This is a genomic window from Chryseobacterium sp. KACC 21268 (genome assembly GCA_028736075.1).
Classification (GTDB): Bacteria; Bacteroidota; Bacteroidia; order Flavobacteriales; family Weeksellaceae; genus Epilithonimonas.
This window is the reverse complement of sequence record CP117875.1, coordinates 1,199,629-1,225,958: the sequence shown is the minus strand read 5'-3', so window position 1 is coordinate 1,225,958 and position 26,330 is coordinate 1,199,629. Positions and strand designations below refer to the sequence as shown.

The 26,330-nt window shown below is 35.9% G+C and carries 24 protein-coding genes and 1 riboswitch; of the genes, 14 read left to right on the top strand and 10 right to left on the bottom strand.

The annotated features are described in order from the left end of the window. Positions 1 to 67: 67 nt before the first annotated feature. From PQ459_05845 to ribA, 6 genes are read left to right on the top strand one after another with little or no spacing between them, the layout of a single operon-like run. Complete coding sequence (locus PQ459_05845; protein ID WDF48003.1) at positions 68 to 865, top strand: DUF4292 domain-containing protein; 798 nt, start codon at positions 68 to 70, stop codon at positions 863 to 865. Further along, positions 862 to 2,397 (top strand): peptidoglycan DD-metalloendopeptidase family protein, encoded by a 1,536-nt coding sequence (locus tag PQ459_05840; protein ID WDF48002.1) that lies wholly within the window; start codon positions 862 to 864, stop codon positions 2,395 to 2,397. Before PQ459_05845 ends, PQ459_05840 begins: the two co-directional genes overlap by 4 nt. A 30-nt stretch (positions 2,398 to 2,427) precedes the next feature. Beyond that, positions 2,428 to 2,637 (top strand): twin-arginine translocase TatA/TatE family subunit, encoded by a 210-nt coding sequence (locus tag PQ459_05835; GenBank protein ID WDF48001.1) that lies wholly within the window; start codon positions 2,428 to 2,430, stop codon positions 2,635 to 2,637. A 9-nt stretch (positions 2,638 to 2,646) separates the two neighbouring features. Next, complete coding sequence (locus tag PQ459_05830) at positions 2,647 to 3,261, top strand: DUF4254 domain-containing protein (protein WDF48000.1); 615 nt, start codon at positions 2,647 to 2,649, stop codon at positions 3,259 to 3,261. Continuing rightward, positions 3,258 to 3,716 (top strand): hypothetical protein, encoded by a 459-nt coding sequence (locus PQ459_05825; GenBank protein ID WDF47999.1) that lies wholly within the window; start codon positions 3,258 to 3,260, stop codon positions 3,714 to 3,716. The genes PQ459_05830 and PQ459_05825 overlap by 4 nt, the downstream gene beginning before the upstream one ends. 22 nt (positions 3,717 to 3,738) lie before the next feature. Beyond that, positions 3,739 to 4,335: a GTP cyclohydrolase II gene (gene ribA, locus PQ459_05820; protein WDF47998.1), complete on the top strand. Its 597-nt coding sequence runs from the start codon at positions 3,739 to 3,741 to the stop codon at positions 4,333 to 4,335. 58 nt (positions 4,336 to 4,393) lie between these two features. Here the strand turns inward: ribA and PQ459_05815 are convergent, their stop codons facing one another. Then, positions 4,394 to 4,693: an HU family DNA-binding protein gene (locus PQ459_05815; protein WDF47997.1), complete on the bottom strand. Its 300-nt coding sequence runs from the start codon at positions 4,691 to 4,693 to the stop codon at positions 4,394 to 4,396. Positions 4,694 to 5,052: 359 nt separating this feature from the next. On the opposite strand from PQ459_05815, the gene PQ459_05810 reads away from it, so the two are divergent. Together PQ459_05810 and PQ459_05805 are read left to right on the top strand one after the other, a co-directional pair. Then, positions 5,053 to 5,403, top strand: a complete 351-nt coding sequence (locus PQ459_05810; protein ID WDF47996.1) for an aspartate 1-decarboxylase — start codon at positions 5,053 to 5,055, stop codon at positions 5,401 to 5,403. A gap of 12 nt (positions 5,404 to 5,415) precedes the next feature. Beyond that, complete coding sequence (locus tag PQ459_05805) at positions 5,416 to 6,468, top strand: lysylphosphatidylglycerol synthase transmembrane domain-containing protein (GenBank protein WDF47995.1); 1,053 nt, start codon at positions 5,416 to 5,418, stop codon at positions 6,466 to 6,468. Here PQ459_05805 and PQ459_05800 read toward each other — a convergent pair. Together PQ459_05800 and sbcD are read right to left on the bottom strand one after the other, a co-directional pair. Then, positions 6,465 to 9,500 (bottom strand): AAA family ATPase, encoded by a 3,036-nt coding sequence (locus PQ459_05800; GenBank protein ID WDF47994.1) that lies wholly within the window; start codon positions 9,498 to 9,500, stop codon positions 6,465 to 6,467. The two genes, PQ459_05805 and PQ459_05800, sit on opposite strands and share 4 nt — an antisense overlap. 62 nt (positions 9,501 to 9,562) lie before the next feature. Next, complete coding sequence (sbcD, locus tag PQ459_05795) at positions 9,563 to 10,768, bottom strand: exonuclease subunit SbcD (protein WDF47993.1); 1,206 nt, start codon at positions 10,766 to 10,768, stop codon at positions 9,563 to 9,565. 180 nt (positions 10,769 to 10,948) lie between these two features. Here sbcD and uvrC point away from each other — a divergent pair, with 180 nt between their 5' ends. After that, a complete protein-coding gene (gene uvrC, locus PQ459_05790; GenBank protein ID WDF47992.1) occupies positions 10,949 to 12,739 on the top strand; it encodes an excinuclease ABC subunit UvrC in 1,791 nt (596 codons plus the stop codon). A 2-nt stretch (positions 12,740 to 12,741) separates the two neighbouring features. Here the strand turns inward: uvrC and PQ459_05785 are convergent, their stop codons facing one another. Continuing rightward, entirely contained in the window at positions 12,742 to 13,146 is a 405-nt protein-coding gene (locus PQ459_05785) for a hypothetical protein (protein ID WDF47991.1), read from the bottom strand. Between the two features lie 184 nt (positions 13,147 to 13,330). Between PQ459_05785 and PQ459_05780 the strand changes: the two genes are divergently transcribed. Further along, the gene (locus PQ459_05780) at positions 13,331 to 13,894 is read left to right on the top strand and encodes a DUF2892 domain-containing protein (protein ID WDF47990.1); all 564 of its coding nucleotides are present in this window, start codon (positions 13,331 to 13,333) and stop codon (positions 13,892 to 13,894) included. Positions 13,895 to 14,054: 160 nt separating this feature from the next. On the opposite strand, the gene PQ459_05775 is transcribed toward PQ459_05780, so the two are convergent. The 4 genes from PQ459_05775 to PQ459_05760 form a co-directional block, all read right to left on the bottom strand. Beyond that, positions 14,055 to 14,687 (bottom strand): trimeric intracellular cation channel family protein, encoded by a 633-nt coding sequence (locus PQ459_05775; GenBank protein ID WDF47989.1) that lies wholly within the window; start codon positions 14,685 to 14,687, stop codon positions 14,055 to 14,057. Between the two features lie 83 nt (positions 14,688 to 14,770). Next, a complete protein-coding gene (locus PQ459_05770; protein ID WDF47988.1) occupies positions 14,771 to 15,535 on the bottom strand; it encodes an exodeoxyribonuclease III in 765 nt (254 codons plus the stop codon). A gap of 3 nt (positions 15,536 to 15,538) precedes the next feature. Next, a complete protein-coding gene (locus tag PQ459_05765; protein WDF47987.1) occupies positions 15,539 to 16,042 on the bottom strand; it encodes a hypothetical protein in 504 nt (167 codons plus the stop codon). A 338-nt stretch (positions 16,043 to 16,380) separates the two neighbouring features. Beyond that, entirely contained in the window at positions 16,381 to 17,925 is a 1,545-nt protein-coding gene (locus PQ459_05760) for a PglZ domain-containing protein (GenBank protein ID WDF47986.1), read from the bottom strand. 138 nt (positions 17,926 to 18,063) lie between these two features. On the opposite strand from PQ459_05760, the gene PQ459_05755 reads away from it, so the two are divergent. After that, on the top strand, positions 18,064 to 19,893 hold the full coding sequence (locus tag PQ459_05755) for a DUF3857 domain-containing protein (GenBank protein WDF47985.1): 1,830 nt from the start codon (positions 18,064 to 18,066) through the stop codon (positions 19,891 to 19,893). Positions 19,894 to 19,931: 38 nt separating this feature from the next. Here the strand turns inward: PQ459_05755 and PQ459_05750 are convergent, their stop codons facing one another. Both PQ459_05750 and PQ459_05745 read right to left on the bottom strand, forming a co-directional pair. Further along, positions 19,932 to 21,488 carry a ribonuclease E/G gene (locus PQ459_05750; GenBank protein ID WDF47984.1) on the bottom strand — a complete coding sequence of 519 codons (1,557 nt, stop codon included), beginning with the start codon at positions 21,486 to 21,488 and terminating at the stop codon, positions 19,932 to 19,934. A 231-nt stretch (positions 21,489 to 21,719) separates the two neighbouring features. Beyond that, a complete protein-coding gene (locus tag PQ459_05745) occupies positions 21,720 to 22,010 on the bottom strand; it encodes an integration host factor subunit beta (protein ID WDF47983.1) in 291 nt (96 codons plus the stop codon). Positions 22,011 to 22,057: 47 nt separating this feature from the next. Here PQ459_05745 and mutY point away from each other — a divergent pair, with 47 nt between their 5' ends. The 3 genes from mutY to PQ459_05730 all read left to right on the top strand — a co-directional run bounded on the left by mutY (position 22,058) and on the right by PQ459_05730 (position 26,279). Beyond that, positions 22,058 to 23,116: an A/G-specific adenine glycosylase gene (gene mutY / locus PQ459_05740; GenBank protein ID WDF47982.1), complete on the top strand. Its 1,059-nt coding sequence runs from the start codon at positions 22,058 to 22,060 to the stop codon at positions 23,114 to 23,116. A gap of 29 nt (positions 23,117 to 23,145) precedes the next feature. Further along, positions 23,146 to 23,335: riboswitch (cobalamin riboswitch) on the top strand. A gap of 28 nt (positions 23,336 to 23,363) precedes the next feature. Beyond that, complete coding sequence (locus tag PQ459_05735; protein WDF47981.1) at positions 23,364 to 25,175, top strand: TonB-dependent receptor; 1,812 nt, start codon at positions 23,364 to 23,366, stop codon at positions 25,173 to 25,175. A 72-nt stretch (positions 25,176 to 25,247) separates the two neighbouring features. Further along, complete coding sequence (locus tag PQ459_05730; protein ID WDF47980.1) at positions 25,248 to 26,279, top strand: hypothetical protein; 1,032 nt, start codon at positions 25,248 to 25,250, stop codon at positions 26,277 to 26,279. The last annotated feature ends 51 nt before the right edge of the window (positions 26,280 to 26,330 follow it).

The following is a 26,330-nucleotide window of genomic DNA, read 5'->3' as shown; positions in this document are numbered from 1 at the left end:
TTGATACCAACGTGGAAATATATGTTTATTTTTGGCGTTAATATTGTAAGTTTCATCCTAAAAAAATATGCAAAAGTACATCCTTATCATAGTTTCAGCCTTACTTGTTATATCTTGTAAAGTTCAAAAAAAACAAAACACAACGCCTATTAGCACGACTAAACCTATCTCAAACAATGCAAGTTTTTTTTCTACAATAGAGAAAAAATCAACGTTTGATGCCGTTAAAATCAACAGTAAAATTGATGCTAAAACCGGCTCGTTTATTCCAACACTAGACGCGGTGATTTATATCGAAAATGGTCAGAAAGTCTGGATGAATTTGACTGCCGTTATTCTACAGGCAGCACGAGGAGTCGCAACTCCAGAAGGAATTAAAGGCTATTACAAATTGGATAAAACTTATATCGATTCTGATTTTGGTTATCTCAATAAATTACTGAATGTCAATTTTATAGATTATAATGCGTTACAGAATTTACTTTTAGGCAAGACCTTCATTCCTGTTTCTGAGAGTGATTACAATCTGACTCAGAATATTTCTGGTTTTAATTTGACTTCTAAGCAAAATCAAAAGATTACAGAAAACGGTAAAACGACAGAGTACAAAATCTCCTTGGATTATGACGCAGACTTCAACCTGAGCCACGTGCTCTTGTCAAATCCTGCTAATAATGACCAGCTGGAAATCACTTATTCCAATAGGGAAATTATCAACAATGAAAGCTTTCCAAAAAGTGTTAAAATAATTATAAAAGCTAAGAAAACGGACGAAATATTATTAGAAAATACGAAATTTGATTTTTCCCGGATGGAAACTACTTATTCCGTTCCTGCCAATTACAAAAAGACAGAGATTAAATGATTAAGAAACTAAGTTTTTTTATAAGTATCATCCTTTTCGGAAGCGCATTTGGACAAAAAGACAAAGAAGTTTTGCAAAAGCAAAATGCTGACTTGAAGAAACAAATTTCTTCTCTCAATGCGACTTTGAATCAAACCAAACAAGAGTCCAAACTTTCCATCGCATACCTCAACACTGTAAATCAGAAACTTAATCTGAGAGAAAAAGTGTACAATAATACTCAGAAGGAAAAAAGATTTATAGAAGATGATATTTACAAACGTCAATTAGAAATCAATAAAAACAACCGTGAGCTTACGGTTTTGAGAAAAAACTATGCTGAGATTCTGGTAAAAGCTTACAAAACAAAAGGTGTACAGAACAAAGTAACCTTCATTCTCTCTTCTAAAAATGTAGGAGAAGCACTCAGCAGAGTGGAATATCTCAAAAGATATTCTGAATATCAAGATAAAAAAGCAGCCGAAATTTCTAATAAAGCAAATGAAATAAAGAAAAATATTGCTTTGAAGAAGAAGTCTGCTAATGAAAAAGACAATCTTTTATTATCCCAGAAAAAAGACTTAGCAACAATAGAAATTGAAAGGATTGAGAAACAAAAATTGCTGGACGAATTCAAAAAGAACGAAGTCAAACTTACTGGTGAACTCAGACAAAAACAGACACAGTCCAAAGAATTGGAACGTCAAATCAGAAACATCATTGCAGAAGAAATCAGACTAGCAAAGGCTAAAGAAGAAGCAGAAAAGAAAGCTGAAGCTGAAAGAAAAAGATTAGCAGACATCGCTGCAAAACGAGAAAAAGACAGAATAGAAGCCGAAAACAGAGCAAAAATAGCTGCTGCGGAAGCGGAAAGAAAAAAAGCAGAACTTGAAGCTAAACGTGCCAGTGACTTAGCAGCAAGACGTGCAGAGGAGGAAAGAAAACTCGCTGAGACCAACAAGACAATTGAGAAAAAAGAAGCTGCAGAGAGAGCAAGTAGAGAAGCTGCGGACAGAGCCAAGATTGCAAATGAAAAAGTAGCATCAGCTAAAGCTAATGAAGCCGCTATCAACAAAAAAAATGAAGATGCAAAAGATGCTGCGGAGAAAAAAGTAATGAAAAACTATGATATTGGCAATGTTGTAGGAAATAATTTTGCAGAGAATAGAGGAAGAATTGGTTTCCCTGTTGAAAAGGGAACTGTAACACATCGTTTTGGCAGACAGCCGCATCCTGTTTTTAAAAATATTGTAGAAGAAAATATTGGGGTGAAAATAGCAGTTTCACCTGGAACAAAAGCTAGATGCGTTTTCCCGGGCATTGTTTCCAGCATTCAGTCTATCAATGGAAGCCGTACAGTCGTTGTGAAACACGGCGGATATTTCACAGTTTATTCAAATCTTGCCAGCACATTGGTGAAAGCAAATCAACAAGTATCTGCAGGAACGCTGATTGGAGAAGTTGGCAGTGATTTTGATGAGTCTATTACATTAGATTTCCAAATTTGGAATGGTACGAATCCAGTTGATCCATTAGGATGGGTTTCGTATTAAAAAATAATTTAACTTTGTAAAAAAATCAAGATGACATTATCCACTGTTATATTAAGTATCTCTTGGCAACATATCCTAATTGTAGCCTTGATTCTTCTTTTGTTGTTTGGAGGAAAAAAGATTCCCGAATTAATGAAAGGCTTAGGCTCTGGAATCAAAGAGTTTAAAGACGCGGTAAAAGAAGAGGACAAGAAAAAAGATCCTACTTCTACAACCAACGAACCTAATCAAAATCTATAAGAAGTATTGATGAGTTTAACAGAAAAATCATGGGAGATCTTTAACCAATCGGTTAATGATTATCACATCAATGACGATGTTAATTCTGAAGAAAACAATCCATTCCAAGCTAATAGTTTGGAATGGATTTTGTATTCAAAGAACTGGATTGATACCGTTCAATGGCATTTGGAAGATATTATACGTGAGGAAGATATCGACCCAACAGAAGCTCTTAAAATAAAAAGAAGAATTGATAAACTTAATCAAAAAAGAACAGATTTGGTAGAACAGATCGATTTTTGGTTTTATAAAAACTTCGAGAATATTACTTCTGATCCAGATGCTAGAATAAACAGCGAAACTCCGGCTTGGTGCATAGATCGATTTTCGATTTTATCTTTGAAAATATATCATATGTCTATTGAGGCTTCTCGTGAAGATGCTTCTGAAGAACATAAATTACAATGTTCACAAAAGCTAAATGTACTTTTGGAACAGAAAAAAGACCTTTCCACAGCCATAGACCAACTGCTTTCTGATATTGAGAATGGTAAAGTTAAGATGAAGCTTTATAAGCAAATGAAGATGTATAATGACGAAAGTCTTAATCCAATCCTGTATCAAAAAATGCAGAAAAAATGAAAAGTTTCCATAAACTTTTAGCGATAACACTTATTACAGCGATTTTAGGATCTTGTTCCACCAATTCAGCGGCATCGGAACAGGTACATTCTGATTTGCTTTCTGATACTTATGCTTATCTCTCTCCAGAAGCTATTGTTTATGCATCTTCAATTTCCAATCTAATTGCAACTTTTCCTAAATTCAGGAATGATGCCGTTAACAGAGAAGTTTCATCCTTGAAAGGTTCACTTTCGAACTATTTGGGAGCGGTGAGAGAATTCAATCAATCTTCTAAACACCGATCTTTAGAAGATTTTGAAAAGTATTATAAGAAAATTCAGAAACTTAGAAAATTCATGGTAAAAGATGATGACGAAGTTTTGAATCGATATATGGTTAAAATTAAAACCAATATCAATCTTTTGGAAGCTTCACAATCGAAAAGTGTTGAGACATCTATGTCTTCCAATTAATTTATTACCACTACTCTACTTAATGTTACAAATACAAGCGGAATCGAATGTTCCCACAGATTTCGGGGAATTCAGAATGATGGCTTTTTCAGAAAATGAAAAAGATTGGATGCCACATATGGCTCTGATTGCTAAAGATACAGACTTGACAAAACCGGTTAATGTAAGGATTCATTCAGAATGTATTACAGGTGAGGTTTTCCATTCCCAGAAATGTGAGTGCGGACAGCAACTGAATACAGCGATGCAATATATGCAGGAAAACGGCGGAATGATCATCTACCTTAGACAAGAGGGCAGAAACATCGGAATCATCAATAAGTTGAAAGCTTACGCCTTGCAAGAGAAAGGATTTGATACCGTTCAAGCCAATCTGGAACTGGGATTGCCAGCAGACGACCGTAATTTTGATATTGCGATAGAAATGCTTAAAAAATTAGAGGTAAAGTCTCTTAATTTAATGACCAACAATCCGGAAAAGATTAAAATCATTGAGGATAGCGATATTAACTTCAATTCTAGAATACCTTTGCAAATCAAATCCAACTTGTCCAGCGCATCTTACCTTAAAACTAAGAAAGACTTTTTCGGACATCTTTTGGATGACGAGAATTCTTAATAATAAAAACAAAAAACCGTCTTGCGACGGTTTTTTATTTGAATAAACTCAAATAAAATTATTTTTTCTTACCTGTAGCAGGACCAGCAACCGCAGTAGCCAAGTCAGCTCCAGCTTTAAATTTAGCAACAGTTTTTGCTTCAATTTGGATTGGTTTTTTAGTTGCAGGGTTGATACCTTGTCTTGCAGCTCTTTCAGATACAGAGAAAGTACCGAAACCTACTAGAGATACTTTACCGTCTTTTTTCTTAAGTGTTTCTGTTACGTTAGCAACAAAAGATTCCAAAGCTTTTTTAGCAGCAGCTTTTGTGATGTCTGCATCCTTCGCGATAGCGTCGATTAATTCAGATTTGTTCATAATATTTATTAATTAAAGTTATGTTGTTATAGCAAATATAAGACAATTTTCATATCGTGCAAATATTTTTATAAAAATTAGTGAAGTATGTATCATTCTTTTTAAATCAATGAATTTTCGACAAATCAATTTTTAACGAAAACACTCGATTTTTTGAAGATGATTTTTAATAATTTATCTTTATCCATCAACAATGATAATACGTAACAATTAATATTTACAATATTCATAAATTCATAATATCGAATATCGATTTTAAAAATATTTGCAATGTCTCTCTCAATAGAAAAATGATGCCAATTCTGAGGAATCATAAAATGTTCTTTCTCACTTTTATTATTTAGCGTAAATTTGCAACTATGTTTATCGAAGTTTTTAAATCGAAAATCCACAGGGTCCGTGTCACGGCATCAGACCTTGATTATATTGGAAGCATCACTATTGACGAAGACCTTATAGAAGCAGCCGGCTTGATTGTTGGCGAGAGAGTCTATATTGTAAACGTGAACAACGGCGAACGTTTTGACACGTACGTCATCAAAGGGAAAAGAAAATCCGGCGAAATCTGCCTCAATGGTCCTGCAGCTCGAAAAGTACAGAAGGGCGATATCATCATCATCATTGCTTATGCACAGATGAGCCCTGAGGAAGCCAAAGATTTCCAGCCAAAAATCGTTTTCCCAGACGAAGCGACCAATCTCCTCACATAATTCCTCATCACATTGGAAGAAAAGAAGCCATCATTACTCAAAAATATTCTGACAGTTTTAATTTCGATTGCGATTGCAGGATTATTTCTATGGCTTGCACTCAAAGGATTGGACTTTGACAAAATCAAAGGTTCATTACAAAAAGCCAATTACCTTTGGGTTGCGTTTGCAGGATTTTTTGGTGTTTCCGCTTATTGGTTCAGAGCCATCCGATGGAATCTTTTGTTGGAGCCGATGGGTCATAAGATTTCCAATTCCAACTCACTTTGGTCACTTTCTTTCGGTTATTTAATGAATCTTACGATTCCCAGAAGTGGTGAAGTTGCGCGTTCAACTGCACTTTATGGCGTAGAGAAAGTTCCGGTTGACAAGTCTTTTGGAACGATTATTTTGGAACGAGTTGTCGATTTGGTTTGTGTGGGAATCTTCGCATTATTGACTTTGGTTTTCAAATATGATGCGCTTTTGGCTTTCTACAAAGCGGCGACTCAACAAAAAGCTACAGAAAAAAAAGAATTAAATTGGTTTGAGCAATCTTTGCTAAAAATTGGAATTACTGATTTAGAAAAATTTTATTTCTTTTCAAAAATATCTATTGGAATTATTATAATCGCAGTCTTAACCTATTTATTCATATATAAAAAAGATAAATTAATCGATTTTGCAAAAGGGGTTTTTGAAGGTCTAAAATCTATTCTGACTTTAGAACAAAAAGGAAAATTCATCCTTTACACAGCAGGAATCTGGATTTGCTATTTTTTCGCATCTTATCTTGTTTGCTTTGCTTTGCCAGAAACTTCCAATTTCACACCTGCAGACGGCTGTTTCATCTTGGTCGTTGGAACTTTGGGAATGATAATCCCAGCAAGTGGCGGAATCGGCGCTTTTAATCTAGCAATGAAATTTGGATTCACCGCCTTATTCATTTCGATGGGAAAAGACGCCGTAAAAGGCGGAGAATTGGGACTCGCCTACTCTTTCATCACATTGCCCTTGCAAATCATCATTATGCTCGTAATGGGCTTGATTTCGATTCCGATGTTGGCGAAGAATAGGAAGATTTAACTCAGAATCATTTCAATTTTACTTCCAGTTTCTTCATCTTTAGTAATATTCAGCGAAATTGGGATTTTCTCTTTCAGTTCTTCAACGTGCGAAATAATTCCGACAATTCGATTTTCTTTCTGAAGATTCATCAATGTTTCAAAGACCAAATTCACAGATTCCGGGTCTTGTGTTCCAAAACCTTCATCAATAAAGAAAAAGTTCCTCTCCGATTTCGCCTGCGATTGCACACTTTCCGCCAAAGCCAAAGCTAAACTCAACGAAACCTGGAAACTTTGTCCGCCTGATAAAGTCTTTACACTTCGCGTTTTTCCCTCGTTCAGATAATCAATGATTTCAAATTCATTCTTGTCATTGACTTGCAAACTGAGTTGATTTCTAGTCATTCTATGGAATCTGATATTCGCGTTATCACAAAGTTGTTTCAGGTAAATCGACGAAACATATTGCACAAAACCAGCACCTTTGAAAAGGTTAGAAAGTGTATCAAGATTTGTTTTTCTTAGCAACAATTTATTTTGCTCGAGAATCAATTCTTTCTTGGTTTCAAAGCTTTTCTGCAAATCCGAAAGTTGTTTTTCGATAATTGTCAACTGTTTTTGTAATTGAGAAATATTTTCCTGAGAAACTAAAAAATCATTCTCCTTTGCCACGAATTCTGATTCTTCGAAATTGGACTCTTTCAATTTCAACTTTAAAGAATTAATGATTTCTTTCAGCGTATTAAAACTGATTTTAAAATCCTGAATTTCCTTCCGCAACGTTTGAATATCAAAATCCTGAGATAAAATCGCTTCAACTTCTTCAAGGTTTGTGAATGAGGATTTAGCTAAGACAGATTCAATCTTTTCAATATTTTCTTTTTCAGATTTTTGAAGTTCTTCAATTTGTTTTGAAATTTGGGCAAGCAAGGTTTCCTTAGAAGCAACTTTCGGCGTTGTTTCCAACAAATCCTTTTGAAATTGTTTGTATTGATTTTCGACCGAACTATTTTTGATAGACAGATTCTCAGCTTCAATTTTGATTTCTGCCGAATTTGCGGTTTCAAAATCTCTAAAATCAAGCACTTTCAAATTTTGCTTTAAATCTGAAATAGAAGTTTTCAGACTGATTTTTTTATTTTTAAAATCAACAATCGCCTCTTCAAAACGTTTGGTTTCTTTTTGTTGAATTTCTAATGTTCTTCGATGTTCATCAAGCAATTTCTCCGCAGAAGAAATTTTCTGTTCCAATACAAAAGCTTCAGTTTTCTGGATAGAAAATTGGGTTTCATTTTCTTTATCAAATTGATTCCAAATGAATTGTTCAGAATGTAGTTTCAATTTTTTATCAGATTCTGATTTTTGATTTTCCAGTTCAATTTTCTGATTTTCCAAAAGCTGTTTCAGTTCCAGAATTTTCTCAATCTGCTTCTCGTCTGTTTTAATTTCCTCAATTAATTCTTCAATATCCAGAAGTTCAGCATTCAAAGTCTTCATTGATACCGAAACATTTTCTGAGACCAAAATCTTCGGATGTTCCAGTGAGCCACAAAGCGGACAAGGCTTTCCGTCTTCGATGTTCTGAGCAAATTCTGCTAATTTTTGAGACAATTCCAAATGACTTTTCTTATTTTGATGATTTAGTTTTTTCTCATTCAAAGCAAGATTTTTGGAAGAGAATTCTTCTTTCCAGTTTTCGGGAAATTCATTCAATAAGATTTGCTGTTTCGCAATTTCCTCAGATTTCGAAAGAATATTTTTTTGAAAATTAGACGATTCGGTTTGGTAGTTTTTCCTGATTTGAAACCAGTTTTCAACTTCCATCAGAATTTTAGTATCCGTTTTCTTAGACTTCAAATCCGAAATCGATTTGGATTCAATATCTATAATTTTTTGAATCTCAATTTCCTTTTGCTTCGAATCTGAGATGGTTTTTTCGCCTTTTTCAATTCTTTCCAACAACAGATTTTTCTGAGTTTCAAAATCCAAAATCTTGGAAACATTCAACAAATCAACGGCTTTTTGTTTGCTGTTTTCAAGTTGATTGAAATCATTTTCTAATGCCGAAATATTTTGTTTTAATTGATTTAAAGTTTCAGAAAGAGCATCAAATTCAATCTTTGTTAATTCTTGAGTCTTAACATTTTGATTGATTTCAGAAGATAAACGCTTCTTTTCCGTCAACACCGATTGGAAGTTTCTTTCCGCAGTTTCAAAAACTTCCAATTGCTGTTCAAGCTTCTGGAATTTTTCATTTTCTGTTTCTTTGATGACGAATTCGGCTTCTTTTATTTTAAGATTATCAAAATCAGTTTTCAGATTTTTGAGTTTCTGAAAATTTACTTCAAGTTGATTATGAACTTCTTTTTCCTTACCAAAATTAATTTTAGAGAGATTCAGTTCTTCATTTTTTTGATTGATAAGCTCTTCTGAAACTTCCTCAAAAGTTCCCAGTTTCCCTTCGAGTTCCGCCAATTCATATTTGGTTTCGGAAACTTTCGTAGAAACTTTGTCCTGCAAATCGTATTTGTGAAGTCCGAAGATTTCCTTCATCATTTGCGTTCGGTCTTTGGCTCCCAATTCCAGAAATTCCTTGAACTGACCTTGCGGAATAATAATCGTCCGCTTGAAATTCTCATAACTCAAACCCAGAATTTCAGACGCATTCGTATGTTCCAGTGGAATCCATTCACCATTTTTTTCTTCGTAAAAACAAGTGTTGTAAACTTTGACATCATCAAAACGTTTTGCATTTCTACGAAACTCACGAACAGCGCGAAACGTTCTGTTCTCATAATTCTGAAAATCAAACTCGATGAAAGACCGATTGCTACGGAGATTCATCATATTGTAAGCACGACTGTCCTTGCTGTTCATCCTTTCAGTTTCACCATAAAGTGCAAAACTGACAGCCTCCAAAATTGAGGATTTCCCAGAGCCAACGGCTCCAAAAATCCCGAACAAGCCAGCTTGAGTCAGTTCCGAAAAGTCAATCGTTTGTCTGGTTTGATAGGAATAAAGTCCTTCTATTGTAAGTTTTATTGGAAGCATTTTGGTCGTTGGTTGATAATTGCTGGTTGATTGATTTTTGAGTCTTTAAATTTTATCTTTCTTTAAATCAATTCTTTGAAAATATCCATCAGTTCGTCATTCGGTTCCTGATTTTGATTTTTCGATTTGAAGTAATCTTTGAACAAGTCCTGAATGTCCTGATTCAGATTGATGCTTTTATCCGTTTCAATAAAATCGACGATATCATATTTAAGTTTCGGAATGAGATGAATAATGCCGTGATGGGTTTGATAAAGCAACTTTCTATCTTCAGCTTTTAGAAAGGTGTCACTTTCCAAAGTCAATTCTAACAAAGTTTCCGGATTATCTTGCAACCAGGAAATTGTATTTTCAATATTATCAAAGGTTTTCCGGAAAAGCAGTTTTCCACTTTTGATTTCGACGGTTTTGGTTTGAGGATTTTCTGCAGGTTTCAAATCTATGATATTGACAGATTTTTTCTGCCCAGCTTCACTAAAACTATAACACAAAGAAGATGACGAATAAACAACAGGCTTCTCCAATGTCCCAATATTCCGGAAGTTATGGAGATGTCCCAAAGCTGTGTACTGGATTTGAGATGGAATAATTTCCGTGTAAAGCAAGTCGGCGTTTCCAATCATAATTGGTTTTTCGCCTTCTGGTTCTTCGGGTTTTTCAGCACCTCTTTTCATCATATAAAGATGCGCCATCAGCACATTGATTCCGTTCTCGTCGCAATAAGTATCAGCTAGATTCTGCCACGTTTTTTGCAAAGAATTGCTGAGTGCTACTTCTTTATTGTCTTCTCCAAGATATTCCTTCAAACGGATTTCGTTGGCATAAGCTGTGTGAAGAATTCTTATCGGATAATCGAATTGATTTAATTTGAGTTCGATGAATCCTTTATCGGTATTGATAATTTTAAAATGCTCCAGTTCGAAAATCGGAATTTCTGCGTTAGGATGACCAATCAAAATGATTCCACACTCTTTTGCCAACGGATTTGGCGCATCAATTCTATCTGGCGAATCGTGGTTTCCTGCAATGGCAACAACCGGACGTTTTCCATTTTTGGAAAGTTGTTTCAAAGTCCTATAAAATAATTCTACCGCTTCGGTCGACGGATTGAAATTATCAAATAAATCGCCTGCAACAAGAACTAAATCCACATCCTCGGCATCAGCAATCTCCACCAACTCGTTCATTACAAGTTTTTGTTCTTCCAAACGGGAAAAATTTTCTAGGCGTTTTCCGAGATGCCAATCGGCGGTGTGAAGGATTTTCATTTTATAAAGATAGTTTTTTGATGAAAGAGGACAAAACGGAAAACCGTAAAGATTTTAGAATCGTTAAAAAAAAATCGATATATAATATTTAGACAATTCACTGACAAAGATGATTTTTTCATCAAAGAAATATCGTTTCAACAATTCTCACGAATCAATATCATTCCGTAAATTTGCTCTGTGAATCCCAACTTAGAACTTCAGCTCAAAACACTTCCATCGGAACCAGGCGTTTATCGTTATTATGATAAGAACGACCAGCTTTTGTATGTCGGAAAGGCAAAACATCTCAACAAAAGAGTCCTCTCCTACTTCAACAAAAATCAAAATGGTTACCGAACCAGAATAATGGTTTCGAAGATTCATAGATTGGAAACAACCGTTGTGAACAGCGAATACGACGCACTTTTATTGGAAAACAATCTCATAAAAGCGCATCAGCCATTCTACAACGTGATGCTGAAAGATGACAAAACCTATCCTTGGATTTGCATCAAGAATGAAGATTTTCCAAGAATATTTTTGACCCGAACCAAAATAAAAGACGGCTCCGAATATTTTGGACCTTACGCCAAAGTAAAACCAGCTAGAGTTCTGCTTGATACGATTAAGAATCTTTATAAAATAAGAACGTGTAATCTGAATCTTGCTCCAACTAAAATTGCTGAAGGAAAATACAGAGTTTGTCTGGAATATCACATCAAAAACTGCAACGGACCTTGTGAAGATTTGGAATCTAAGGAAGATTACGATGAAAAAGTAGAGGCGATAAGAGGAATTATCAAAGGTGATTTCCGCTTTGCAAAGAAATATCTGGAAGAAAGAATGTTCCGTTTCGCATCGAATCTTGAGTTTGAAAAGGCTCAGATGATTAAGAATAATATCGAGTCTCTCGAAAATTATCAGGAAAAACATACCGTCGTGAATCCAAGCATCGATGATGTTGATGTTTTCGGTATGACGAGCGATGAAACGGCGGCTTACGTTAATTATTTTAAAATCAGAAATGGCTCCATCGTTCAAAGTTTTACGACCGAAATCAAGAAAGTTTTAGAGGAAAGCGATGAAGATATGTTGGAGGAAGCTCTGGTGGAAATTCGTCAGAAATTTGATTCCACCTCCAAAGAGATTTTGATTCCCTTTCATCTCGGTTTGGAAATCCCGAATGTCAAATTGATTGTCCCAAAAGTCGGCGACAAAAAAAGAATCGTAGAACTTTCCGAGAAAAATGCGAAGGAATACAGACTTGAAAAACTAAAGCAAGTCCAAATCATCGACCCAGAAAGACACACCAACCGAATAATGGCAGAAATGCAAAAACTCCTAAGAATGCCCGTTGAGCCCAGACATATTGAAGGTTTTGACAACTCGAATATTCAGGGAACCAATCCTGTTTCGGCGTGTGTGGTTTTCAAAGACGGGAAACCGAGCAAAGCGGACTACAGAATTTTCCATCCGAAAACCGTGGTTGGTCCTGATGATTTCAAAACGATGGAAGAAGTCATCTATCGCCGTTATCGAAGATTGCTGGAAGAAGGCGAACCTTTGCCACAACTCATTCTAATTGATGGTGGAAAAGGACAATTGTCTTCGGCAGTCAAAAGCTTGAAACTACTCGGACTTTACGGAAAAATCACAATTATCGGGATTGCAAAACGTCTGGAGGAAATATATTTCCCAGAAGATTCTATTCCTTTGTATATTGATAAAAAAGCGGAGACGCTGAAAATCCTCCAACGCGTGAGAGATGAAGCTCACCGTTTTGGCGTGAAACATCACAGAACGAGACGAACAAATTCGACCATCAAATCTGAACTGGAACAAATCCCGGGCGTAGGTCCAAAATCCATAGAAATGCTTTTGACAAAACTGAAATCTGTCAAAAGAATCAAAGAAGCGGATATCGTGACCTTGGAGGAAATCCTCGGAAAAGTGAAAGCAAAAGTGGTTTGGGAGTTTTTTAATTCCTAAACCTACTCAGCCATTCCTGCAACTACTTTTTTGTAACCATTGCCATCAAAAGCTGCTTGCCTTTCTCCGCAATTGTCATTCATAATTATAAAAGTGAGCGTATCATTGGCAATTTGATATTTGTACAAACCTTCATCCTTAGAGTCGCAAGGAGAATTGCCTTCAATCTTCACCAATTTCAAGGTGCCTTGGTCTGTGAAAGAATATTTCATTTTCTCAATGACGTTTCCTTGGTAAAGAAGATCAAGATCATCTGTATTAAACCTAAAAACAACCTCAGCTGGTGTCGGAACATTAGCAATACCTTTCCACTGCGTATTGGCTAGCGGATTTGTAGTTTGTTGAGAAAAACAAAATAGACTTGACAGAAATAAGCCAGCGATTAATGAATTTGTAATTGTTTTCATAACTTTAGTTATTTAAGATTAAACAAAATTAAAACTTGATAATCAATCAATTATCAACAATTAAAGTTAATATTATAATCCGAATATCAAATAATATATTGCAATAATTTAAAATCGAAATCAATAAAGTTCCCATTCGGAATTTCAATCGTTAATTATTATCTTTGCAACCTAAAATTTAAACATGAACAAATACATAAAATTTGTAGTTGCTGCAGTCATTATCGCTTTGGGCGTTTATTTGATGTTCAACCGAAACTTTGGCTGGGGCATCGTTTTGGTGATTCTATCTGCGATTCCAATTGCGCTTTTCTTCAAAAACGAAAATATTCTTTTGGCATTTTGGCAACTCAGAAAACAGAATATGGAAAAAGCTTCAAAATTTTTATCCAATATCACCAATTACCAATCTCAGCTTCACAAAAGCCAATACGGTTATTTCCACTATCTGCAGGCTTTGACAACCGCTCAGGACAATCCTCAAAAAACAGAAGGATTGATGAAAAAAGCGCTGGATTACGGCCTGAATATGAAGCACGACCGCGCAATGGCAAAACTCAACCTTGCCGCATCAGCTCTTGCAAAAGGCAGAAAATCTGAAGCTCAAAAATTACTGGAAGAAGCAAAACAATTAGATTCTGCAGGTATGATGACCGATCAGATCAAAATGATCAAAGACCAAATGAAAATGCCAACGATGCAGAAGCATATGCACAATCCTCATATGAGACAAAGAGGAAAATTCTAAATAACAGATCAAAAGGGTTGAAACTATTTCAATCCTTTTTTTATTTTTAGGAGCCGGGAACCTGCTTTCCGTTGCAATTCCTCGCAAGCCAGCCTGTCCTGAGCCTGTCGAAGGGCCTGCTGTGGGATTTCCACTGCAATCAGGGCTATGATTCGAGTGTTTACATTTCCTGATTACTTTCGTAGCCATAGAATTTCGGAATTCTCCAATGATATTTCACAGCCAAGGTCCTGATAGAAACAATCAGAAGAATCGTAAAGATCTGAACGAGCGTATAAGACAAGATCGAATATTTCGACAACAGTAAAAATGTTCCTCCACCTACGATACAAGCCGTGGCGTATATCTCCTTTCGAAAGATCAATGGAATTCTGTTCAACAAAATATCACGGATGATCCCACCGAAACAACCCGTGATGGTTCCCAATGTCAGACAGATCAAAGGATGAAAACCTAAACTCAATCCTTTTTGGATCCCAATGATCGTAAACAATCCCAACCCAAAACTATCGAAGATAAACAGCGTCACCTTGAAATTCTTCTCAATTGATTTGAAGATCATCGTGAACACACAAGTCGTCAGGATCAATACAAACGTCAAAAGGTCGGTCATCCAAAAAACAGGAACATCCAGCAGCAGATCTCTCACAGTTCCACCACCAACAGACGTCACAAAGGCAATGATCAAAACACCAAAAGGATCCAAGCGTTTCTGCATCGCGGCAAAACTGCCCGACATCGAGAAAGAAATGGTTCCTAAGATTTCTATGATAAGATTGAATTGCTCGTGCACGGATTTTTATAATTGATGATTGATAAATGATGAATGATAAAATTGCGGCTGAATGAAATCAATTATCATTCATCGCTTATCATTTATATTGATAGTTCCACCATCACAGGACAATGATCGGAATGTTTGACCTCTGGGAGGATCACCGCTCTGGTCATTTTTTCTTTCAAAGGTTCGGAGACGAAGTTGTAATCCAAACGCCAACCTTTGTTCCTTGCTCTGGAACCAGCTCTGTAACTCCACCAGGAATATTGGTCCGGCTGGTCATTGAAATGCCGGAAACTGTCTGTCAAACTATTTTCATTCATAAACTTGGTCATCCATTCGCGTTCCATCGGGAGAAATCCGGAAGTATTTGCTAAACCAATTGGATTGTGAATATCAATCGTCTGATGACAGATGTTGAAATCGCCACTGATGATGAGATTCGGGATGGTTTTTCTGAGTTCTTTGATGTATTCTAAAAAGTCAAAGCAAAACTGCATCTTGAATTCCAATCTCTCGATGTTTGAAGCGGACGGAACGTAAACAGAAATCACCGAAAAGCCGTCAAAATCTGCCCGGATAATCCTGCCTTCGTTGTCATAACTTTCAATGCCGCAACCGGATTCTACGTGGTTTGGTTTTACCTTGGAAGCGATTCCTACGCCGCTGTAACCTTTCTTCACCGCAGAATGCCAGTAACTGTGATAGCCTGCTTTTTCCAGACTTTCGATATCAATTTGGTCATTTCCTGCCTTGCTTTCCTGAATGCAGATGACGTCCGGACTAGCGACATTAAGCCAGCCGAGGAAATCTTTTGTAAAAGCAGCCCGAATTCCGTTGACGTTGTAGGAAATGATTTTCATTGTTTATGAATTAGAATAAATGAGATAAATAATAACGATTGTGAAAACAGCTGCCAAAAGTACGACTTTCCATTTTCTTGAACCTTCATCTTCTATGAAAAGTGTATTTTTTTGACTTTGAAATTTGGTCGGGTTTTCCAGATATTCTTTTTCGTAAGCCAGAAGTTCGGGTTTGTCTCCCATCACTCTTTTGACCTCAGCCCAATCTGGGTCGGAAGGGAAAACCACTTTTTCCGGTTGATTGTTCAACTTCAATTTGACGGTAAGTTGTCCATTTTTGTTGAACGTCTTAACCGAGACATTGCTGTTACTTGAGGAATTATCTTCCGTGAAGTGTGTTTCTTTCCGCTGGACAGCTTCTACGAGGTCTTTGGAATTTTTCAGACCTATTCCAGTTTTATCAAATACTAATTTGATTGCATTCATCTTTTCATTTTGTTGTAGCAACTCTTCTATTTCCTGCCTGTCAAGATGGTGTTCTTGTAGTAATGCGTCGATGTCTTTCATAATTTCAATTTTGCTTTTAAGATTGGGTGATTCAGAATAAATTTTGTTGATTACCGGGAAATGAGTTTCGCTGAAAACCAAAGTTCGGAATTCTGAATGGAATCGTCAAAAGAAATACCAAACCTCAACATAGCCCCGATAGGAACGGCATCCTTTTTTGCTTTTTGGGGAAATCTTGTTTGGATGACAAATGTTGTGAAAGCAAAAAAGATATAGTGGATAGCGGGTTGGAATCGTGAAAAGAAGTACCAATCGTCTTGCTCCTAAAAAGAAAAAGGCGGAAAAAGCATTCGCTTCTTCCGCCCCGGTAAACCCAAATCAAATAAACTATGAAAAAACTATTTGGGTTCTAATATGCTTATCGGGATGATGACCTCCTCGAGGGAAATCCCACCGTGCTGATAAGTTTCTTTGTAATAATTCACAAAGTGATTATAGTTTTTTGGGTATGCTAGGAATATATTATTCTTCGCAAATATATATTTTGAACTTAGATTTCCCTTTGGTAGAAAGAGTTTCCCTGGGTCGTTCACCGCCCAAACGTCTTTGTCCTCGTAGGTCAAACTTCGTCCGGTCTTGTATCGGATGTTGGTGGAGGTTTCTCTGTCGCCAACTACCTTACTAGGTTTTTTAACATAAATTGTGCCGTGATCGGTCGTGATCACCAATTTGAATCCACTTTCTGCGGCCAACTTGATGATTTTCAGCAATGACGAGTTCTCGAACCAGTTGTAGGTGAGCGACCTGAAGGTTTTATCGTCTCTAATTAATTGATTTACAATATTATTATCGGTTTTTGCGTGGGACAAAATATCGATGAAGTTGTAAACAATCACTAACAGGTCATTGTTCTTGTGCTGATTGAAATCCTCTAAAATCTTTTTTTCGAAGTCTGAGTTTAGGATTTTCAGATATTTCATCGATTTGCTGGATAGTCCCAAACGTTTCATTTGGTCTTCCAGGAAGTCTCTTTCGAATTCGTTTTTGTTGCCTTCTTCGTTGTCATTGAACCAATTATTAGGAAATCTTTTCTCGATTTCTGATGGCATCAATCCTGCGAAGAATGAGTTACGCGCATATTGCGTCGCCGTTGGCAAAATGCTGAAATAATAATCTTCGGAAGTTTTGTTGTAGAACTTGGTAAATAATGGTTCTATCACTTTCCACTGGTCGTATCTCAAGTTGTCGACCATCAAAAGAAGGACTTTGTCGTTCTCTACCTCTGGTTTCACTTTGTCTTTGAAAAGCGTGTGGCTCATCATAGGTTTATCGTTGCCGTGAAGCCAGTCTTCGTAGTTATTTTCTATGAATTTCGAGAATTGGATGTTCGCTTCTTCTTTTTGATTTTGAAGCAGATCGGCGAACTCGTTATCGGAGACTTTATCGAATTTTACTTCCCAATTCAGAATCTTTTTATAATATTCCGCCCAATCTTGATAAGTTCTCAAATAAGACAATTCCATACTCAGATTTCTGAATTCCTGCTGATAATCAACGATTGTTTTTTGCTCAACAAGAGATTCACTTTGAAGGATTTTTTTGAGTGATAAAAGGACCTGATTTGGATTTACAGGTTTCAAGATATAATCCTCGATTTGTGACCCGATTGCTTGTTCCATAATGTGTTCTTCCTCACTTTTGGTGACCATCACGATCTTGATCGCGTTATCTTTTTCTTTGATCATTGGAATCGCTTCCAGACCAGAGATCCCAGGCATATTTTCGTCCAGAAGTGTCAGCACAAATTTTTGTTTTTCTATCAATTCCAAAGCCTCATTCACGTTGTTCACGGGCGTTACCGTGTAACCTTTGTTTTCCAAAAAGACAATATGAGGTTTGAGAAGGTCTACTTCATCATCGATCCATAAAATTTTTCCTGACATATATTTTTATTTAGTTTTAAAGCATCAAAATTATGACCAAAATATCACAATAATATGTAAATAACAGATGATGGGCGTTAAATATTAGTTAAAGGGAATTTTTATTTTTTTATATTTGAGTAAAACTAATCTCCCAGAATGAAATCCGCCTTAAGTCTACTATTGATTTTCAATTTTACATTGTTTTTCTCGCAGGATTTTGAATGGGGAAAACTCTCTCAGGAAGAGATTGATTTGAAAATTGTTCCTTTTGAACAAAGCGCCGATGCTGTAATTTTAAAAGAAAGAGGTGAGCTTGTTTTTACAAATGACGGCTATACTTTACTACTGTACAGAAAGATTAAGATTTTATCGGAAAATGGTTATTCGTTTGTGGATAGAAAATGGAGCTACAACAGCAGTTCCAGATTTGACAATGTGACTGTTGAGAAGGCTCATACTCTTAATTTTGACGGCGAAATTTCTGAAAGCATTATTGAGAAAAAAGATATTATTATCAACAAAACAGATAACGGAATCACCGAGGTAGCAGTTGCATTCCCCAATGTAAAAGTAGGTTCTGTCATAGAATATCTAGTTCAAATGAAAAGACCATTTATTTTATACGCTTATCCCTGGGATTTTCAAAATACTATACCAACTATCTCATCATCTTTTAAAGTAAGATCTGTTTCAGATCCCAACTATAAATTGATATTAAAAGGAAGGAGATTAACCGAGAAATACGCAAATCAAAAATCAAAGAAGGAATGGGAACTCAGAAATGTTCCGAGCTATAGCAAATTCAATCACGTCTACAATCTCTATGAATACATAGAATACATTATGTTCCAAATGATGAACAGATATGGATATGATGACGATTACTACAAACAGAAGACTTGGAAGGGGTTCAAAAAACTTATTAACCGGGATATAAAAAACAGCATCAAGAAAGTCGATTTTCAGGAGATAGCTTCCAAAATAGAGTCAGGAGAAAATAAGTTGGAGACCTTGAAAAACTGCGTCCAATATCTTCGGAATAATTATAAATGGGATAATTATCTTGCTGCAAACACAAATAATCTGAAAGAAAATTTTATTAAACTAAAGACTGGTAATGCAGCAGATTTCAATATATTTTTACAAGGTATTTTGAAAGAAAAAAATATTCAATCACAATTAGTTATAAATAGTTTGAGAAGCAATGGGAAAATCATCATAGGATATCCTATTTTTTCAAAACTGCAAACATTAGTCAATATAGTAACCATAGACAATGACGAAAGGGTAATGATAGATGCAGCAACTTCCACAACTAAAGAAATCAAATATCTTTCTACTAATTACTTTAATTATATCGTTTTGGATTTAAATTCGGGCGAAGACAATTTTATAGTTGTCTCTCCAAACCTTTCAGAATATATCTCTCAACAGGAATTAGAAATAATAAACAATTCTTTGAAGCTAAATATCAGAGATCAGTTTAAAGGTTACTTTCAAGCAGAGTCTTATGAAAAACAATTTGTTATTAATGCCCCAATTATAAAAAACTCCGACCCTAAGATTAAAGAAGTTAATGATTGGACTGTCAGTTATAAGAATTTGATTTTGGACAATCCGAATTCATCTTTCGTCCTAATCGAAAATCCTTTTACAGAGAAAATTAAAGAGTTGAAAGTAGATAAAGACCGCGACTATCCAATAGAATTGGATTTTCCCTATTTAAAAACAATTCAGCTCAAAATTAAAATTCCGGATGGCTACAAATTAGATACTGATAATTTCCAAGAAACTATTTCAGCATTTGAAGGTAGATTACAATATACTCAAACTGTCGAATACAAAGAAAATAACGAGGCATTTATCACTTGGTCTCTTCTTATCAACCAAATTATTTTTCAGCCGAAAGAAATTAGCGCTTATATTGATTTTACAAATAAATTTTCAAATACTATTTCTAAAATCGCAGTTTTGAAAATAAAATAAAAAAACTTTGCCGCTGCCGACAAAGTTTATAATTTTTATTAATTGGAAAAGCTGATCAATTCCTTTTTCTGAGCGTTGTAGAGATGGAACTCCAACATCTTGAAAGAATCTCTAGGAATGATAGTTACCCATTTTTTGTATTTGATGAACCATTTGTTTTGGATGCTCGCCAGACCTTTGGTCAGATAAGCTTCTACAAACGGATGCACGTGGAGGAAAAGTTTTCCTTTCTCTGTGGCCATTATGGTTCTGATGGAATCTTCCATCTTTTCGATGATCACGATCGGGGCGATGATCTCGCCGTCCTTGTTCGGATTTTCTTCGTTGGTCTCGATGCTTTTTTCTGCGCGGACACGCTGTCTTGTCATCTGGATCAGACCAAACTTGGAAGGTGGTAAAATCTTATGTCTTGCCTTGTCACGCTTCATCTCGTCTCGGAAATGTTCGTACAATTCTTTTCTGTGTTCCGCATCCACCATATCTATGAAATCCACGACGATGATTCCGCCCATATCGCGAAGACGAAGTTGTCTAGCAATCTCTGTGGCCGCCATTTTATTGACTGTCAAAGCGTGCATTTTGTTGGTTGATGAGGATGAAATATTGTTTCCAGAATTCACATCCACCACGTGAAGGGCTTCTGTGTGCTCAATCACGAGATAAGCACCTTTTGACGCAGGAATATTCACGTGTTTTCCGAAACTCTGTTTCAACTGTTTTTCAACATTGTAATATTCCAAAAGCGGAATATGAGAATCGTAGAACTGAACGATATTCTTACGTTCGGGAGCAATGACCTCGATGTAAGCTTTCATATCCTCCACCATTTTTTCGTCATCACAAATGATGCTTACGAAATCCTGGTTGAAGTTGTCTCTCAGAATCGAAGATGCTTTGTCCTCTTCACTTAAAATCTTACTAGGAACTTTATTTTTCTGGATATTCTTGAAAGTCGTTTCCCACTTTTTCACCAGCTGATTCATATCGTTATGAAGTTCAGCCACTTTCTTCCCTTCAGCCACTGTTCTGATGATGACACCAAAACCTTCTGGACGAATGCTTTCGATCAAAGTTTTAAGACGTTCTTTTTCAGCGCCGTCGCTCACTTTTTTGGAGATCGAAATTTTATTATCAAAAGGAATCAAGACCAAAAATCTTCCCGTAAGCGAGATCTGTGTAGAGATACGCGGTCCTTTTGTTGAAATTGGTTCTTTGGTGATCTGAAGTAGTACAACATCGCCTGCAGCCAACACTTTGTCCACCGTTCCCATCTTGTCGATGTCTTTGGCGTGCTCAGCATTTTTGAGACTTGGCGTTTGTTGTTTTTTGGAAATCGTGTTTTTCAGGAATTTCTGGTAGGATAGAAATTGAGGTCCCAGATCTTGGTAATGCAGAAACGCATCTTTGTCTGTCCCAATGCTCACGAAGGCGGCATTGAGGTTTGGGGCAAGTTTTTTTATTTTCCCTAAAAATAGGTCACCAACTACGAAATCGGATTTGGTTTTCTGCTCGTGAAGTTCAAAAAGGCGTCCATCTTCCAACAATGCGATCTTTGAAGCGTCTTCCTCATTGGAAATTATCAGTTCTTTCTTCATAACTTCATAAACGGGTTTTTTACTAAATTAGGTTGTAAATATAAAACAAAAATATAGTTGGCAAAAGACCAACTATATTTATATGTATAAGACGTTGAAAAATTACTATTTTTTCTTCTTGTGTCTGTTTGCTCTTCTTCTTTTCTTTCTTTTGTGAGTTGCAACCTTATGTCTCTTTCTTTTTTTTCCGCTTGGCATAATTTATATTTTTATACGTTTATATTCTATTGATTATTTAACTGCAACTTTAGTTTTTACTTTTTCTACAAAAGTTTTTGAAGGTTTGAAAGCCGGAATATTGTGGGCAGGAATTTCAATTGCTGTGTTCTTAGAAATGTTTCTTCCTGTCTTAGCCGCTCTTGTTTTGATGATAAAAGAACCAAAGCCTCTTAAGTAAACGTTATCTCCATTATACATAGAGGTTCTGATTTCTTGCATGAATGCTTCTATAACTTTCTGTGTATCATTCTTTTCTACTCCCAGCTTGTTCGAGATGGTATTTACCAATTCTGCCTTTGTCATTTTATAATTTTCTTTATATTTTTGGTGTGCAAATATAAGATATATTTTTGAAAACAAACAAACAAAATGCTGATTTTCTTCACATTGGGAAAAAGCTAATAAAGTGGTATGATACTAATGCCAGACAACTTCCTTGGAGAGAAAATCAGCATCCTTATAATATATGGATATGCGAAATTCTTTTGCAGCAAACTCAGGTAAAACAAGGCCTCGGACATTACCTCAGATTCATAGAAAGATTCCCGAATGTCGAGGAACTCCACAAGGCTCCGGAAGATGAAGTTTTGTTGTATTGGAAAGGCTTGGGCTATTATTCCCGTGCCATCAATCTCCACAAAGCGGCACATCAGATCATCGAGGAATTTGATGGTAAATTCCCGACGCATTATCACGACATTCTGAAACTGAAAGGCGTTGGAAAATATACAGCTGCAGCAGTCGCAAGTATTTGTTTCGATGAAAAGATTCCAGCGATCGATGGGAATTTCTATCGGGTTTTGTCACGAATCTTTGCAGATGATTTTGATATGTCGAGTTCCAAAGCGTTTCAATATTTCACGGATTTGGCTTTATTAATAATGCCAGAAGACAAACCTGGGGATTTTAACCAAGCAATTATGGACATTGGTTCCGAAATCTGCAAACCAAAAAATCCACTTTGCGGAGAATGTCCTGTGAATGATGATTGCATCGCGTATCAAACGGGAAGAATCTCAGAATTTCCTGTGAAAACCAAGAAAGCAAAAGTCACAGATTTGAGTCTGAAATATTACTTCATCAAATTTCAAAAACAATTTCTCATCAAACAAAGAGGAAATGATTTCATCTGGAAGAAATTGTATGAATTTCCGACCTCGGTTCCTGCAGAATGGGAAGAATTAATTATCAATTCGAAGATCATCAATCACAAACTGACGCATAAAAATATGACGATCGAGATCAATACAATCGAATTGGAATCTAAAAAAGAATTGGAAAAATTCGCTTCGGATAATGATTTTATCATTGTTGATGAAAAATTGGCGGATGAAAAATCTTTTCCTAAACCATTGGAGAATTTTTATAAAAAACGAGATGTTGCAGAAATTGGAAAATTGCCGTTTTAACTAATTTTAAATTATCACTTGAACTTCATTATATTTGTCGAGAATTTGGTTCCCGAAAAATCGGGATTAAATGGGAATGAAGTGTAAATCTTCAACTGTCCCCGCAACTGTAAATCGCAAAAAAGAGATTTTGTAATCTTTGCCATTGTCTGCAATTAAGGATGAGAAGGCGCAAAATCAGCGAAAGTCAGGAGACCTGCCAGAGAAAATTTAAAAATAAATGCTTTCGGAGGAAAGGCAGATTGTAATGAAACCACTATTTACACTTTTTTCCCTGTTAATCTTGCATCAATTTTCCGCTCAGGAATCTTTGATTGACACGGTATTTATTGATAATCAATTCAATAAGACTGGAAAAACGGCGAAAATATCCCGAATCAATTCTGAACAGATTTTAGAAAATTCGACATCGCTTTCTGATGTTCTGAGATTTCAATCTAATATTTACATTAAAGAAAATGGCCGTGGCGCAACCTCATCGCCATCTTTCCGTGGAACAGGTGCGCAGAGAACAGCTTTTGTTTGGAATGGAATCAATGTGAATTCTATATTTTTAGGCCAAGGCGACATCAATAATTTGAATCTTCTGAGCTATGAAAATGTCGGAATCAAATTTGGTGGTGGAAGTGTGATCTACGGAAGTGGTGCGATTGGCGGTTCTGTTCACCTGAATAACACTTTGGATTTTGATAAAGGTGTTCACGGAAGTTTATTTTCTGAATATGGCTCTTTTGGAACGCTTAATTCTTTCATTAAAACAAAATTTAGCAATGAGAAATTGAGTTTCAGTTTTTCTGCAAATCATTCGAAAAGTGACAATGATTATGAAGTTCCCGAGAAGAAATTCATTAATAGAAACGGGCAATATCAAAATACGGGATTCAATCTTGGTTTGGCTTATAAAATTACTGAAAACAACGAATTCTATTGGCAAACTCAGCATTACGACAGCGATCAGCACTACCCTATTTTTGATGAAAATCAAACCAAACCCAAATATTTAGTTCAGACTTTCAGGAGTTTGGCTGGTTGGAAATCACATTCAAACAAATTAAAAAATGATTTGAAATTGGTTTATCTGGAAGACAATTTTCAATATTTTGGTGACATCAACAAAGCAAAATCCAGCGGTGGAACAGGGAAACAATATATCGTTCGAAATGACCTCGATTATTTTGTTTCAAACAAATCTTCTTTTAATCTAATTTCAGAATATCAATACAATCAAGGCGAAGGTTACCAATCGGGAATTCAGAATCCGAAGAGAAATCAAGTCAATCTTTCTTTGCTTTACAGTAATAAAAAACTGGCAAAATTCTACTGGGAATTGGGCGGTAAATATGACTTTGTAGAAGGTTATGAAAGTCCGTTTTTGTTCTCGGCAAGCGGAAAATATAAGGTGAGCGATTGGTATCAAACTTCAATCAATATTTCCAGAAATTTCAAAGCGCCAACTTTCAACGATTTGTTTTGGACGCCTGGTGGAAATCCAGATTTGAGAGCGGAAACGTCGTATCAGGCGGAGATGTCCCATTATTTTAGTTATCAAAATTTCAAATTGGGAATCACGCCTTATTTTATCAAAATGAAAGATATGATCCAATGGGTGCCGATGACTCCAGCGGTCTGGTCGCCCATCAATGTGGACAAAGTCGATTTTTATGGTCTGGAAACGGAATTATCTTTCAACAAAAACTGGACAAATCAAAAATTAAATTCTCAAATCAGCTATTCTTATACAAAAGCAATTGACCAAGAAACGAAGAACCAATTGAGTTACGTTCCAATTCATCAGATCAATTTCAACACCAACTATCAATACAAAATCTTTGGAATTTTTTTCCAAGCTTTGTATAACAGCAAGCGATTTACTAACAATACGGAAAGTAATTCTCTCGAAGATTTCTTAGTTTTGAATGCTGGAATTAATTTTAATCCAATCAAAAACATTCAAGTTGGTTTTAAAGTGAATAATATTGCGAATCAGATTTATGAAACGGTGAATTATTACTTTATGCCGAAGAGAAATTATGCTGTCAACCTAACTTTAAAATTTTAAAAATAAATATATTATTGACTCGCATTCAGCGATAAACATAATTCAAATAAAAAAACAATAAATAAATATATTATGAAATTCAACAGATTTTTAACCGCATTTTGTGCTTCTATCCTACTTGTAGTGGCATCTTGTGACAATGACGATGAGATTTACGACAATCAGGAAACTTCTTACAGTGGGATTTTGGTTACCAACGAAGGTAATTACGGAACACCAAGTGGCGAAGTTTCTTTTATCCCTTCAGATATTTCTACAATAGAAAATAACATCTTCAAAAAGGTAAATAACACTGCTCTGGGTGATGTGGTGAACAACATGGGATTCTCTGGAGATCAGGCTTACATCATTGCCAACAATTCCAACAAGATTGAAATCGTAAACCGTTTCAGATTCAGCAAAACAGCGACTATTACGGACAATGTGAAACAACCGAGATTTATCACTTTTGCAAACAATAACTATTACGTCACCAACAGCACCTATTTGGGTGATCAATATGTTGCCATTTATAATTCTGCCAACAACAGTTTCGTAAAAAAGATTACGTTCACGGATACTGTTGAGAGAATTGTATCTGCTGGTAACAAAGTTTTTGTTCAGCACGCATCATACGGTTTTGGAAACAAAATCTCTGTTATTAGCACTACCAACGAAGTGGAAAAAACCATCACGCTTCCACACGGGCAAATCAGCAAAACGGTTGCAGCAGACAACTTTGTCTACACGCTGACGCAGGACGGAACAGACACTTATCTGTATCAAATCAATGCAGCAGGAAATATTGCAAAAGAAACCAAATACGCAGGAATCGCAAACGGAGAAAATCTGAGCGTTGAAAACAATCAGGTTGCATTTAATTCTAAAGGCAACGTTTATGTTACCACAATCTCAAATACTACAACGCCGGCACCAGCCTTCACGATTGCGCCTTTCGCAGATTATTCTACCATTTACGCCTTGGAAATCATAGACGGTAAAATTTTCATTTCTGATGCAAAAGATTATCAGGAAGTTTCTAAAATTTCCGTTTACTCATTGACTGGTACACTTCAAAAATCCTTTTCAGCAGGTATCATAGCTGGAGGTTTTTATAAAAATTAGTTTTTCATCATTTGTGTTTTTGGAATCCTGTCAAACTTTGGCAGGGTTCCT

Coding starts and splice junctions, on each gene's coding strand:
- PQ459_05845 (WDF48003.1), top strand. CDS start 68: ATGCAAAAGTACATCCTTATCATAGTTTCAGCCTTACTTGTTATATCT.
- PQ459_05840 (WDF48002.1), top strand. CDS start 862: ATGATTAAGAAACTAAGTTTTTTTATAAGTATCATCCTTTTCGGAAGC.
- PQ459_05835 (WDF48001.1), top strand. CDS start 2,428: ATGACATTATCCACTGTTATATTAAGTATCTCTTGGCAACATATCCTA.
- PQ459_05830 (WDF48000.1), top strand. CDS start 2,647: ATGAGTTTAACAGAAAAATCATGGGAGATCTTTAACCAATCGGTTAAT.
- PQ459_05825 (WDF47999.1), top strand. CDS start 3,258: ATGAAAAGTTTCCATAAACTTTTAGCGATAACACTTATTACAGCGATT.
- ribA (WDF47998.1), top strand. CDS start 3,739: ATGTTACAAATACAAGCGGAATCGAATGTTCCCACAGATTTCGGGGAA.
- PQ459_05815 (WDF47997.1), bottom strand. CDS start 4,693: ATGAACAAATCTGAATTAATCGACGCTATCGCGAAGGATGCAGACATC.
- PQ459_05810 (WDF47996.1), top strand. CDS start 5,053: ATGTTTATCGAAGTTTTTAAATCGAAAATCCACAGGGTCCGTGTCACG.
- PQ459_05800 (WDF47994.1), bottom strand. CDS start 9,500: ATGCTTCCAATAAAACTTACAATAGAAGGACTTTATTCCTATCAAACC.
- sbcD (WDF47993.1), bottom strand. CDS start 10,768: ATGAAAATCCTTCACACCGCCGATTGGCATCTCGGAAAACGCCTAGAA.
- PQ459_05785 (WDF47991.1), bottom strand. CDS start 13,146: ATGAAAACAATTACAAATTCATTAATCGCTGGCTTATTTCTGTCAAGT.
- PQ459_05780 (WDF47990.1), top strand. CDS start 13,331: ATGAACAAATACATAAAATTTGTAGTTGCTGCAGTCATTATCGCTTTG.
- PQ459_05770 (WDF47988.1), bottom strand. CDS start 15,535: ATGAAAATCATTTCCTACAACGTCAACGGAATTCGGGCTGCTTTTACA.
- PQ459_05765 (WDF47987.1), bottom strand. CDS start 16,042: ATGAAAGACATCGACGCATTACTACAAGAACACCATCTTGACAGGCAG.
- PQ459_05760 (WDF47986.1), bottom strand. CDS start 17,925: ATGTCAGGAAAAATTTTATGGATCGATGATGAAGTAGACCTTCTCAAA.
- PQ459_05755 (WDF47985.1), top strand. CDS start 18,064: ATGAAATCCGCCTTAAGTCTACTATTGATTTTCAATTTTACATTGTTT.
- PQ459_05750 (WDF47984.1), bottom strand. CDS start 21,488: ATGAAGAAAGAACTGATAATTTCCAATGAGGAAGACGCTTCAAAGATC.
- PQ459_05745 (WDF47983.1), bottom strand. CDS start 22,010: ATGACAAAGGCAGAATTGGTAAATACCATCTCGAACAAGCTGGGAGTA.
- PQ459_05735 (WDF47981.1), top strand. CDS start 23,364: ATGAAACCACTATTTACACTTTTTTCCCTGTTAATCTTGCATCAATTT.
- PQ459_05730 (WDF47980.1), top strand. CDS start 25,248: ATGAAATTCAACAGATTTTTAACCGCATTTTGTGCTTCTATCCTACTT.